This window comes from Methanosarcina flavescens (assembly GCF_001304615.2).
Classification (GTDB): Archaea; Halobacteriota; Methanosarcinia; order Methanosarcinales; family Methanosarcinaceae; genus Methanosarcina; species Methanosarcina flavescens.
In genome coordinates, this window is the sequence record NZ_CP032683.1 from 1,509,657 (window position 1) to 1,522,925 (window position 13,269).

At 40.4% G+C, this 13,269-nt stretch carries 10 protein-coding genes; 2 read left to right on the plus strand and 8 right to left on the minus strand.

The window, feature by feature from the left end; translation table 11 throughout:
• The first annotated feature begins 371 nt into the window (after positions 1-371).
• Positions 372-2,126 carry an ABC transporter ATP-binding protein gene (locus AOB57_RS06780; RefSeq protein ID WP_054299804.1) on the plus strand — a complete coding sequence of 585 codons (1,755 nt, stop codon included), beginning with the start codon at positions 372-374 and terminating at the stop codon, positions 2,124-2,126.
• A 194-nt stretch (positions 2,127-2,320) separates the two neighbouring features.
• Here AOB57_RS06780 and AOB57_RS06785 read toward each other — a convergent pair whose 3' ends face one another.
• The 3 genes from AOB57_RS06785 to AOB57_RS14955 all read right to left on the minus strand — a co-directional run bounded on the left by AOB57_RS06785 (position 2,321) and on the right by AOB57_RS14955 (position 4,262).
• Positions 2,321-3,052, minus strand: coding sequence for a flavodoxin family protein (locus AOB57_RS06785; protein ID WP_054299803.1), 732 nt, complete (start codon positions 3,050-3,052; stop codon positions 2,321-2,323).
• A 93-nt stretch (positions 3,053-3,145) separates the two neighbouring features.
• Complete coding sequence (locus AOB57_RS06790) at positions 3,146-3,805, minus strand: flavin reductase family protein (protein ID WP_054299802.1); 660 nt, start codon at positions 3,803-3,805, stop codon at positions 3,146-3,148.
• Positions 3,806-3,983: 178 nt separating this feature from the next.
• Complete coding sequence (locus AOB57_RS14955; RefSeq protein WP_054299801.1) at positions 3,984-4,262, minus strand: hypothetical protein; 279 nt, start codon at positions 4,260-4,262, stop codon at positions 3,984-3,986.
• A 350-nt stretch (positions 4,263-4,612) separates the two neighbouring features.
• On the opposite strand from AOB57_RS14955, the gene AOB57_RS06800 reads away from it, so the two are divergent.
• Positions 4,613-5,950: an ATP-binding protein gene (locus AOB57_RS06800; RefSeq protein ID WP_054299800.1), complete on the plus strand. Its 1,338-nt coding sequence runs from the start codon at positions 4,613-4,615 to the stop codon at positions 5,948-5,950.
• Between the two features lie 241 nt (positions 5,951-6,191).
• On the opposite strand, the gene AOB57_RS06805 is transcribed toward AOB57_RS06800, so the two are convergent.
• From AOB57_RS06805 to AOB57_RS06825, 5 genes are all read right to left on the minus strand, one after another.
• Positions 6,192-7,445, minus strand: coding sequence for a COG1361 S-layer family protein (locus AOB57_RS06805; protein ID WP_054299900.1), 1,254 nt, complete (start codon positions 7,443-7,445; stop codon positions 6,192-6,194).
• 49 nt (positions 7,446-7,494) lie between these two features.
• A complete protein-coding gene (locus AOB57_RS06810; protein ID WP_054299799.1) occupies positions 7,495-8,364 on the minus strand; it encodes an ABC transporter ATP-binding protein in 870 nt (289 codons plus the stop codon).
• 601 nt (positions 8,365-8,965) lie between these two features.
• Positions 8,966-10,180 carry an ABC transporter permease gene (locus AOB57_RS06815; RefSeq protein ID WP_054299798.1) on the minus strand — a complete coding sequence of 405 codons (1,215 nt, stop codon included), beginning with the start codon at positions 10,178-10,180 and terminating at the stop codon, positions 8,966-8,968.
• Positions 10,181-10,221: 41 nt separating this feature from the next.
• The gene (locus AOB57_RS06820) at positions 10,222-11,463 is read right to left on the minus strand and encodes a COG1361 S-layer family protein (RefSeq protein WP_054299797.1); all 1,242 of its coding nucleotides are present in this window, start codon (positions 11,461-11,463) and stop codon (positions 10,222-10,224) included.
• Between the two features lie 12 nt (positions 11,464-11,475).
• Positions 11,476-12,183, minus strand: coding sequence for an ABC transporter ATP-binding protein (locus AOB57_RS06825; protein ID WP_082384315.1), 708 nt, complete (start codon positions 12,181-12,183; stop codon positions 11,476-11,478).
• Between the last annotated feature and the right edge of the window lie 1,086 nt (positions 12,184-13,269).

The window sequence follows — 13,269 nt, forward strand, 5'->3', positions numbered from 1 at the left end:
GAACAGGAATGAAAACTCATTTATTTGATTAAGTAGATTTTATTAAGATCAGAAGAGGCTAAATAAAAATAAATAAGGTTTTCAGTCCTAGGAAACTTCTCATTTAGTTTTAAATTTGAGATATTGTTGTTCCGGAAAATTTTGAACATTCAGGGCGAAATTGTATGCTGTTGAAGCCCAAGTCACAGCAGCCGATTGTAATAAATAGTTATAAGGTAATATTTGACTCCTATTTTAGTATAAGACTGTATGGCGCAAAAGGATCCGAAAAATGGAGAGAATGAAAACAAATTACCACATACGATTGGCAGAATTGCAGAACAGAGTACGGGTCCGGCATTAACTTGCGATCAACACTAAGAGGTATGATTATGCTCAGAATTTCCAACCTGGTTAAAGATTATGAGGTACGTTCCGAAAAGATAAGAGTGCTGGACAATATCGACCTCACGGTGGAAGATGGAGAAATTCTCGGGATTACAGGTCGAAGCGGAAGTGGGAAATCAACACTGCTGCGCATTATCCGGGGAGTGGAACCCTTTCAGCAGGGAACCGTGGAGGTCGATGGAGAAATTATAACCCCTGATTCAGGAATTGAAGGGGAGAAATTTCTAAAAAGCGTAAGTGCAATACACCTCCAGCGGAATTTCGGACTCTGGAACGGACCTGCAATTGAAAATGTAATGAGAAAACTAAATTACCTTAGAGTAGGGCACGAAGCCCTCCCCCCGATTGAACACCTTCCTCATGAGATAACTAACGATTACGATGAACTCTTTGAAGAAGCAATGGAGTACATGAAGCTCGTGGGCCTGGAGCATAAAGCACTTCATTCAACCAATCTCCTTAGCGGGGGAGAAAAGCAGAGAGTCGTAATGGCAAGGCAGCTTGCCGCAAAGCCAAAGCTCCTTCTCCTCGATGAGCCTGTTACAATGACCGGGCCAGACACAAAACAGGAAGTTCTTGATGTAATAAAGAGCCTGAAAAAGAAATTGAATATCCCGATTATAGTGGTTTCTCACCTTCCGGAAATTCATGCCTATCTTGCTGACAGGTTAATCTTTCTTGAAAATGGAAAAATCGTAGCCGACGGAGACCCTGCGTGGGTGCTAAAAAATTTCCTCAGGAATATGAAACCAAGGGAAGAGCTTGCACAGCCTGAGAAAAAAGAGGTCTGCATTAAAGTTAAGGGAATCTCGAAACGCTATTCCCTTATCCGGATGGGGGAAGTCCTTAATATAAAAGATTTTTCTCTCGACATTTACAGAGGAGAGATTCTTGCGCTTATAGGCTCATCTGGAGCTGGAAAAACAACGCTTATGAAGCTTATGGAAGGGCTCATCAAGCCGAAGGAAGGAACTGTTGAGTACCTCTGCAACGGAGAATGGGTAGATGTCACCCAATATAGCAAAAAGCGTATGGAACTCAGGCGGATTATGAGTATCATGAATCAGGAGTTCTCTATGTCCGTTAACTCTACTGTCAGGGACCAGATCCGGTTCAGGCTAAGCATGAAGAAGCAGGGTGCAATCGAATACGCAAGGAAAAAAGCTATGGATATGGGGCTTTCAGATGAAACCCTTGATACGATATACCGCTTGCCTGATATGCCCGAAGATGAAAAAGCAACTGCACTGCGGGAGTTAAACCTGAGCGATACCATCTATTCCGAACTCTTTCCTTCAATCCCGATAACTGATGTTGATGCATATGCAAAGCCCGTCTTTGAAGCACTTGATCTCCCAATGGAGGTTCTTGACAAGACACCCTACCAGATCAGTGGAGGAGAGCATGTCAGGGCTTTCATTGCCTTAAGCCTCGCAACTTCTCCCGAGTACCTTATGCTTGACGAACCCTTCGGAGACCTTGACCCTGTAACCCTCAGGGATGTCACAAACTCCTTAAAAAGAATCAACGAACGCTTTGGCACAACCATTGTGCTTGTGAGCCACCATATGGATTTTGTCCGTGAAGTTGCCCATAGAGCCATATTGATTGAAAACGGAGCTCTTATAATGGATGGAAAACCGGATGAAGTCTGCCAGGAACTTATTAACAGGAGCAATGCCCCTTACATGGAATACAGCCTGCAAGACCTTGTAGAAGGCAGTTCTTGGGCTAATTAAAGACAGCAGATGGTCTGTAGAAGAGCAGTCCACAGGTCAAAAAAAGCCCAGCTGAATTATTTAGTGAGGAGAAAAAAGTTTTTTTTCTTTTCTCGTAACTAAAAGAGAGTTCGGTTTACCAGAACTGCTCCTTTTTTATTTATTTTGAGTACCCGATAATGCTTGAGATGTCTTCATGCTTTTTGCAGCCTCTTTCAGTCAACCCTGTTTTGCTCGCACAGTCTATCCCATTCTTCATTCCCGAATTTTATATACAGGCTTGCGGGCACAATTTGTTTTTCAAGTTCACGGACTACTTTTTCTGAGAGCTTCTGGTTTTCGACAATCTCTCTTCCTGCGCACCTGAGCAATTTTTTATATTTTCCCAGAAGAGGTTTTAGTATGATATTGCTTTTGCCCCTGAAAATCTCTCCTTCTTCCCTGTAAATCTCAGCAACGAGTTCAGTGTGAAAGGTTCTTGCAAGCCTCCTGAAAAAAAGGCTTTCAACCTCAAAATTTGTCTGACCGGGCAACCCGGCATTTGAGATTACAGCAATTTTAGGAAACTTCTCATAGCGTTTTGCATGCCTGTACTCACCCCTTTCGTCCTCTTCAAAATGAGGCAAAAGGACAGGAGCAAGCCTGTCTATGAAATTTTTCATAACAGCTGGCACGTTATCAAAATAAACTGGGCATGCAAATACTGCAATATCCGATGCCATAAAAGCCGGAAGCAGGTCATCCATATCATCCCGCATCGTGCACATTCCAGGTGTCTTGAGCCAGCACTCAAACTTTCCTTTACAGTACCCAATGTTTTTCTCGATCAGGAAAATATTTTCGGTTTCTGCTCCTGCTTCCTCTGCCCCTTTCAGGAATTCCTCAACCATAATTAGAGTGTTTCCTTCCCTGCCTTTATGGCTCCCGCTGAATACTGTTATCTTCAATTACTAAACCCCCATTCCCCCATAAATAAAGTACCTGTGAGCTGAACCAGTGATCAGGATAGTCTTTCCAGTAAAAGGCCGATTTTATATTTCTTAGTTTTTGCTTATTTCCTTCCAATCACACCTGCAATATTTATTTTCCTTCAGCTCATTGTTTTCAGCTTTTTTTTCATTACTGCTCTCGCCGAACTTTTTCCCGGCAGACCAGGCTTTGCCCAGGCGCTCTCCTATTCCCCAGTAATTGTTATCATACATTGAAAAAACTATAGGCTCGATCTTCTCGATATCAGGAATCTCATTACAGAGAAACCGTTCTTCTGCATAGCTCTCAATAATTTCTCCTATGAACACTTCGCTCGCGCCTCCGAGATCCAGTGTATCTACAAGCCTGCACTCAAGATTCACAGGGCATTCCCGAATCATTGGAGCCTTTTCAAGTTGTCCATAGAAAGTTTCGAAAATTTTGGATTTGTCAATTCTTTTTCCGGAGACTATGCCGCAGTAGTCTGTGACCTCAATCATATGCCTGGAAGGGATATTTACACTAAAACACTGGTTTTCCTTTATTCCTACGTTTGTATAGTGCATCTTCCCCAGGGTCACCGCGATCATAGGAGGGCTTGCCTGTACTATTCCACAAAATGCGACTGTCAGGTAATTCGGCCTTCCATTTACTTGAGCCCCTACGAGGGTAGTAGGCATGGGATAAAGAAAGTTCTTGGCTCCAATTGCCCTTTTCTCTCCAGTTTCCATATTCAGTCCTCCTCAAAACTGCGCAGGTCAACCCTGGTTCTGGCTTAAGTTATATAGCGAAATCTGTCGGCAAAATACACCGGAAGTTATATTTTCAAAGTTATTCTCAGGATACATAATTAGTGTTCCGGTTTTTATCAATATAAATTAGGATATAATTTACCGGAGAAAATCCTCCTTAAAGTCCGAAATTAGAGCCCTGAACGCTTATCTCCTGCTCAAAAAGAACTTTGAAACTCTCCTCAAGAGAGACATTTGCAGCCACTGCAGCAATTCCTATAATAATTCCGAGCGTTGTCAGGGCTGAGCGCAGTTTTGCACCTCCAATACTCCCAAAAGAGATTTTGATAGCTTGCCTTATACTTACATAAAACCTTCCAATTCTTATCCCTGACGCCGTAACCTTACTTGAGACTTCATATCTGAACTTTAGTTTTCGGATGCAAAAATGCAGCACAGACTATTTTTTGAGAATAACGTAAAATAAGGCATGTTTCGAGCAGTTCCTAGAAACCCAAATAAATATTAATTGCCAGATATTAAGCTGCTTTTAAAAAGAACAGTATAAACTAGAATACTTCTTATATATGCTAACGACATACATAGAAAAAATGAAATGTAGGTGTAAAGTGTTATAAATTTAGAAAGAGAATAATATTGCTTGGAATTCTTTGATCAATCTAATACACTAAGTCACCTTAAACTGCTGAATATTAAAGCTTATGCCTCTATAGAGTCTGTCTCATACCCTATTCAAACTCCGTTGCAAAATATTAGAACACACTTGAGATGTTAGGGGGAAAGATTTTGAGAAAAAATATTGTTGAAGACCCCAGATTTTTTTCAAACTCTCCGCAGAGTCCCCGGATTTCTGCTATATACAAGGATATCGAAGAATTGACAGAACTACTTGTCGCCTATTTTAAGGAAGGAATTGAAAGGGGAGAATACTGCTTATGGATTTCCCCTGATAAACTAACCGCTGATCGAGTAAAACTTGAATTTGAGAAGGCAGGATTGTGCGTCGAGCACTCTCTCGCTTCCTCTCAGCTGGACATTTTACCGGCGCATCCATTCCCCGAAGACCTTACCCTCTTTGCATCAGCAGTAAAAGAACTTACAGAAAACGGATATAGGAAGACCCTTTCTGGAGGATTTTCAGGATTTAGAACAAACTTTGATTTTAAAGGGTATGGAGACCTCCTTAAGCCCTGTCTTGAGACGTGCGAGAAGGCTGTCGAAACAACGGCTTTCGAGAATAACAAACGTCTCACACTGCTCTGTACCCTCCCTCTTGAAGAACTTTCAGGTAAATCATTGCTTGAAATAATGGAAGAAAATAATGTTCTTGCCAAAAGAAAGGGAAAATGGAAGCTTTTGAACAAACCAGAAGGCAAAATAGAACTCAAAAATATCTTTCTCGAAGCAGAAAAGAATATAGAAGCCACAAACTGGACCAAGAACGGGTTAATAATGAATATGAGTCATGAACTTCGAACTCCCCTTAATTCGGTCATAGGTTTCTCGGATTTACTGTTAGAAGGGGCTTTCGGATCCCTGAACACAAGGCAATCAAAATATGTAGGTAATATTCTCATAAGTGGGAAGAATCTTCTGGAAATTATCAACAATTTGCTTGATATCTCAAAGCTTGAAGCCGGTGAAAGAAGCCTTCACTATGAAGATGTGGATATTGCCAGCCTTATAAGGGAAGTGAGAATGAGTCTCCTCTCATTTGCCTCAAATAAGAAAATCAGTATGGAAGTCAAGGTTGATGCTTCCCTTGAGAATATCCGGGCTGACAGAATAAAACTAAGACAGATCCTGTACAATCTAATGAATAACGCTATAAAATTCACCCCTGAAAAAGGAAGAGTTACAGTAAGTGCCCGCAAAAATGAAGGGATGCTCGAGATTAAAGTTTCTGACAGCGGGATTGGGGTGTCAAAGGAGGATCACGAAAAAATATTTATGCCTTTTATTCAGGCTGATTCTTCCACGGGATACGGTGGCGCTGGACTCGGGCTGTATGTTGCTAAAAATTTCATAGATCTTCACGGAGGAAAAATATGGGTGGAATCGGAGGTGGAAAAAGGCAGTATGTTTATCTTTACTCTTCCGTTGGATCAGAAAGAGAGAATTTGAAAGAATATTGACTAAATTGGTAATCGTTTTGTACTCTCTATCAGGATACAATCTTAAAGGTAAAGAACAGTACAAGGCTGACTCTATATTCCAAAGAGAGCTGACTGGCAACCGTTTCTTTCAAAAGAAACGGTTGACCGAAAGACTGAGATGCCTCTATGTTCTAAAGAGATCCGATTGGATTTCCCGACCTTTAAATCTTTTGAAGTTTAGTTTTTAGGAATTTCTATCCCGGAAATACTCATTTTTTGCTCTTTTTCTTCTTTCTGTAAATTAAAATCCCTACGACAGCAATAAAGGCGAGTAATAAACCCTGGATAAGCAGGTTTGAACTGCTCCCTGTTGATTCCTCTACAGGCTGAATATACAGGTTGCTTACTATGTTTTCGTGCTTGTTTATTCCATTGTTATAACTTGCTGAGAGTGTCAGGTTTACAGGCTCTGAGGTTTCTCTAGTATCTGATGAATCGTCTGCTACTGCATTGAATTCAATGGTAAAAAGCTCGTCCGGATTCATTGGACCTATGAAATATTCAGCAGGGAAAAATCTTATACCCTCAGCTTCAGGTTTTATGCTTACTGAATTAAACTCATTAGGATGAGTATTTGCCACATCAAATTCAAGGGTAGATTCACCATTTACTATCTGGAGCTCCTTTGAAGGGATTACTTTTATGTTTGAAGAGTCGACCTTTAGAGGAATGTTCTTTCTGCTATTGTAATCGAAGGAGTTACCCTCTATTGCGAGTTCAAGGTTATGAGTTCCGTCTGTAGCTTCCTCTGTAACCTTTACATTGAAGGTCAGCTTGATACTGTCTCCAGGCCCCAGAATACCCATATCCCCGTAGGGGGCGTCAAGCACAACTATCCCGTCAGATAAAGGCCTTAAAACCGCAGCCTGAATTCGGGCATTGGTATCAAAATCACTACCATCAATAGTAACAGTCGGGGTGGTTGCAGTATTAGTGAGAGTTACAGTGATTGTACCCCTGTCCCCTGGCATGAAAACCTGAGGCTCCGAAACGACTTCCTTAAGTTCAACTGTACCTTTGCTGTTAAACGTTTCAGTACCTATTCGTATATCAAAACTTTTCTCACTCCAGGGACTGTCTTTACCAGTTTTTGTACGGATATCAATAGAACGTACACCTTTCTGTGCATTCTTGTCTACAAAAAGGTAAAACTCCTTTGTAGCAGTCCTGCCAGGATTGAGGGCTCCAACATTCTTTACAGCATTTGCCTGGGAATCAAGAGAGAAAGGATATTGAGGTACGATTTCTATATCAACATTGTCAGCTTTATCCCCTCCGATATTCTCCACCTGAACGGTTAGGGTCAGGTATTCTCCTATTTTAGCCGGATAAGGATTTGTTTCGATTATTGTAACTTTCAGGTTGGCTCCCCCAACAGCTGCACAGGCAGGAACTGCAAAAAGAGAAGAAACAAAAAGCAAAGATAATACAAGAGGAATAAGTGAGTTTTTGATTTTTATCATTACAATTTCACCCCTATTAGCTTGAATCTCGAGATTTGAGTGCCAGAGATTATTCCGCATTGCTCTGAATTATCCCATCCTTTAAGAACACTATCCTGTCCGCATACCCTGCAATTTCTGAATCGTGGGTAATCATTATAATGGTTCTGCCATCTTCGTTAAGTTTTTTAAATATATTTAGAATTTCACAACCTGTTTTCGAGTCAAGGTTTCCGGTCGGTTCATCTGCAAGAAGGATCGCAGGGTCATTTATAAGAGCTCGGGCGATGGCAACTCTCTGTGATTGCCCTCCTGAAAGCTCACCCGGCTTATGGTGCATCCTGTCCTCCAGCCCCACGAGTCTAAGCAACTCCTTTGCTCTCTCATGAGTATTAACCCCACTCCTCGAGTTAGCATAGGTAGGAAGTTCAACATTCTCAAGAGCTGTAAGTCGGGGGATCAGGTTGAATGTCTGGAAAATAAAACCGATCTCCAGCCCTCTGAGCCTGGCAACTTCTTTGTCAGATAATTTATTGATATCAAGACCTTTAATTATGATTTTCCCCCTCGTAGGTCTATCAAGAAAACCTATAAGATTCATGAGTGTACTCTTCCCCGAACCAGAAGGTCCCATGATGGCAAGGAATTCTCCCTCCCGTACTTTTAGGTTGATATCGTGAAGAATCGGAACTTCCACGTCTCCAAGAATATAACTCTTTTTGACATCAATCACTTCAATAATGGGAGCTGCTGTCAATAATATTTCGTCACTCTGTGGTTTTTTCAAACGGCGCAAATCACATTTAAACGGTTCTTCATTTGAAGTAACCATGTTTTCTCCTGAGGGCAGTTGTCCTTCAAGTCTGGAATTTTCAGTTCCTGTCTCCAATATTGAATTTCCGGGAGCAGAAACATCATTAATGGATGTCTTCGTTTCCATATCTACTCCTCTATCTTTCAAATGATCTAATCAGCTCATACGTACCTAATATAGCCTAGTATAATATCCATGTTTTAAATTTCAAGTAATAGGACGAATTTTCAGGATGCTAAAACCAGAACTATAGAGAAGTAATTACTGTTTTTCGAATTAGGAGAGATCACCTATTCAGTGCCACACATGTTTTTAGTTTCTCTTAGGTTCCATCTTCGTTCAGGTTTTATATATCTGTCATACTGTGATATCTTCGGAATCCTCACAGTATGAGACTGAACTGCCAGGGAATAGGCAGTCTCTCGAGAGCTATCCAGTTAGCTTTCTATTAGAAGTTTCCTGTTATTCGGCAAAGTTTGAGTCCTTGCACCTGAGTTGTTTATAATATAGCTTTACCAGCGTACTGACAGATGTAATAGTTTCCTGTCAACCTGCCGATAAACGTTCATGTAATTTTGTTAAAGAAATTTAAGGAGTTAAACGTTAAGGAGTTACTTAGAAGCTTTGTTTAGCCATCCAGTGCCTGAATGGGCTTGTCAGGAAGATAGGATTGAAAAAGAAAAGGGCTTTTCTCCAAGCAGAACAGCCCTATTCAATGGACAGATTCTTACTCATATCTCAAAGCATCCACAGGATTCATGCGTGCAGCCTTTCTTGCAGGATATAAGCCAGCAGTTATCCCCACAAGGATAGAAATTACAATCCCGATTTCAATCAACTTTAAGGGGAAAACTGGAGGAAGATCAAGGGCACTCTCAAGAGCATAAGCTCCCAAACCACCGATTACAGTGCCTACAATCCCTCCAAAGAGACTGACCATCACAGATTCCAGCAAGAAAAGGGATAGAATATTGGAATTGCTGTAACCTACAGATTTCATTATCCCGATTTCTCTCGTTCTTTCAGTTACGGTTACAAGCATAATATTCATAATTCCTATTGAACCCACTAAGAGAGATATCAGGGCAAGAGCCAGCAGGAAAGAGTTCAAAGCATCTCCAATTATTCCTGTTTGTTCAAGAACTTCCTCCTGATTAAAGACGTAATAGGGTTTTGAATCCTCGTCACCAATTTCTCTTTCCGGAACTCCGAAATTCCGGGCTAATCTTCTATCCACTTCATCTGAAATATCACGAACTTTCTCAGGACTGTCCGCCATTGCAAGGAAAGCTCCATAGTCTTTTTCCCCGATCATCTCATTCATAGTGGAAATGGGAATGAAAACTGTCAAATCGTAGTCACTGTCCTGACTTACAACCGTTGGCTCGGAATCTTTCAATACCCCTTTTACCTTAAAGGATTTCGTCACAAGAGTGCCGTCTTCCTGTCGAAAAGCAATTTTCACAGTGCTTCTATGAGAGATTTTCTTACTGAACTCCTCGTTTGCAATATTGTATCCAAGGACAGCAGCAAAGCTGTCTTTATCCGATAGAAAAGTACCTTTTTCCATTTGCAGACCCTGGATCTCCTGAAAATCTTCATTGATCCCTGCAACATTGACACTTTTAGTTTCTGAAAGATACGTTAGATCTCCACTCATTGTCTTTCTGGGAGATACGCCTGTAATCCCTGGAGTGTTCTTCATAAGATTATACTCATTATCAAAGAAGAGATTTGGCTGCTTGCTAGCTGCAATAATAAAGTTAGAGCCTACAGAAGAAATCTCATCAGTAAAAAACTGATTAAAGCTAGCACCAAGGGATGCATTAACAACTACGGCGGCTACACCGATTACTATTCCTAACGTCGTAAGCGCAGACCTTAGCTTAGCGCTTCCTATGCTCCCAGATGCTATACGAACTGCCTGTGCAAATTTTATCATATCCCACCCCATAAATATGATGGTCAGTTGACTTTTTCTGATTAATGTTTTCTTCTTCTGTAGAACAAGAAGGCTGCGGGAACAGCAATTATGATAAGTCCGCCTGCCAGTACGGCTTTTGGACTAGATTCCGTAGATCCCGAAACATTTGTAAAGTTCAGATTGCCTACAGTATTTACATGCCTGTTGATCCCATTATTGTAATTTGCAGTGAGACTCATGTTTGTCCCTTTCTCGCTTCTGGGATTCCATGAATCATCTGCCACTGCGTTGAATTCGATAGTAAAGAGTTCGTCCGGATTCATTGGTCCTATGAAATATTCAGCAGGGAAAAATCTTATACCCTCAGCTTCGGGTTTTATGCTTACCGAATTAAACTCGTTAGGATGAGTGTTTGCAACATCAAATTCAATTGTGGATTTTCCATCGATCATTGTAAGTTCCTTTGAAGGGATTACCTTTATGTTTGAAGAGTCGACCTTTAGAGCAATGTTCTTTCTGCTATTGTAATCGAAGGAGTTACCCTCTATTGCGAGTTCAAGATTATGAGTTCCGTCTGTAGCTTCCTCTGTAACCTTTACATTGAAGGTCAGCTTGATACTGTCTCCAGGCCCCAGAATACCCATATCCCCGTAGGGGGCGTCAAGCACAACTATCCCGTCAGATAAAGGCCTTAAAACCGCAGCCTGAATTCGGGCATTGGTATCAAAATCATTTCCGCCAATAGTAACAGTCGGGGTGGTTGCAGTGTTAGTGAGAGTTACAGTGATTGTACCCCTGTCCCCTGGCATGAAAACCTGAGGCTCCGAAACGACTTCCTTAAGTTCAACTGTACCTTTGCTGTTAAACGTTTCAGTACCTATTCGTATATCAAAACTTTTCTCACTCCAGGGACTGTCTTTACCAGTTTTTGTACGGATATCAATAGAACGTACACCTTTCTGTGCATTTTTGTCTACAAAAAGATGAAATTCCTTTGTAGCAGTCCTGCCAGGATTGAGGACTCCAACGTTCTTTACAGCATTTGCCTGGGAATCAAGAGAGAAAGGATATTGAGGTACGATTTCTATATCAACATTGTCAGCTTTATCCCCTCCGATATTCTCCACCTGAACGGTTAGGGTCAGGTATTCTCCTATTTTTGCAGGATAGGGATTTGTCTCGACTATTGTAACTTTCAGGTTGGCTCCCCCAACAGCTGCACAGGCAGGAACTGCAAAAAGAGAGGAAATCAACAGTAGAGAAAAAAATGTTGCTATAATATTCTTCTTAATCATTTGCATATACTTCCACCTTCAATTGTATTGAATTATTCCATCCTTTACCAGGATAACTCTATCAGCATATTTTGCAATCTCAGGGTCGTGTGTAACGATTACTATTGTTCTTCCTTCCATGCTCAAATCCATAAATATTCGAAGGATTTCGGCTCCTGTTCTGGAGTCGAGGTTTCCAGTCGGCTCATCTGCAAGAAGAATCGCTGGGTCATTAATAAGTGCACGTGCGATTGAGACCCTCTGTGACTGACCTCCTGAAAGCTCTCCCGGCTTATGGTGCATCCTGTCCTCCAGCCCCATAATTTCAAGGAGTTCCCTTGCACGCTTTTTTGGATCGATACTACCTCTATAGTTGGCAAAAGTAGGGAGCAAAACATTCTCAAGAGCAGTCAGGCGCGGAACAAGATTAAAAGTTTGAAAAACAAAACCTATCTCAAGCCCCCGAAGGCGAGCAAGCTCCTGATCTGACATTCTATTTAGATCCCTTCCCCTTACAAGAACCTGCCCTTCGGTAGGCTTGTCAAGGCAACCTATAAGGTTCACAAGAGTACTCTTTCCGGAGCCAGATGGACCCATAATAGCTAGGAATTCTCCCCGTTCAATTTTAAGATTGATATCTGAGAGAACGGGAATCTCCAAATTCCCAAGTACATAGGTTTTCCTGACATTGGAAACTTCGACAATAGGAAGTCCGTCATCAGGCAAACTATTTTTGTTAATATTCACTTCCCCCTGTCACAAAGTTACTGAAATGTGATAGAAGAATCACATTGAATAATCTCAATGTTTTTACTAATTATGTAAGACAGTCCATTTTAACTTATGCTTTATTAATTTTCGCCAGAAGTTCTCATATAGAGGTATAGATATTGATTATTTGCATTGAGTGCAATGTTTCGAAATGGATCTACAAAAATATCATGAAATATTCAGCTTCCCACTTTATATAGATTTGATCAATATAAAATTAATTACTTTGCGAAAAAATATTGAAAATATAGTTAGTTAAAACAGAGACAGTGAGAACAGATAGCAGTAATTACTTCATTAGACAGGGGCTTTTTTAGAAAATTTATAACTGTTTCCTTGGATTAACCTTCATAAATTTACATTGTATTATTTATAAAGATTTCATAAAAGTCACTTGCAGACTTAGAATAGTTAAACCAATCATTTCAAATATTTTTTTATTAATACTGGGAAAACAGTCTAATATTTATATTAAAGTGTGAATAAACTCTAAACTTTTAAACATTATATAATTCTAAAAAATATATGGGTGTATGTAGAAACTTTACTCTAAACATTTAGAAACTATTATTCATAAGGAAATTAAATTCTATTGAGCTTATATAACTTGCTTTATATAGCTATATACAGTCACTGTTAGCTAAAATTTCAAACGGTGTATCTCAAAATAAGAGAAAACGCATCATAGAATATTGATAAGTGGCTGACAGGGACCTCGAAAAATGTACCATCTACAGTATACAGATATTGATATAAACATGAGATATGGAGGGAATAGAAGTGATCTTCACATTCAACTTTAGTCAATTGTTCGCATTCATGAACAATTTCTGCTTCTCAATCAAACTGTGGTAACTGAATTTCTAAAGCGGAAGAGAATAGGTCTCTACGGAGAATGGTCATAAGGCCTTATACTCCTATTGCAAAAGACCGGGTATAACGAGGGTTGAACAATCAAGAAAGGAGTGAGGGATTGAAATGATCCTAAGTTTCGAATATTCAAAGATTACAAAGTTCTTCCAGGCAGAATGCTTCAAATTCTTCTACTGCTTCTAAATAAGC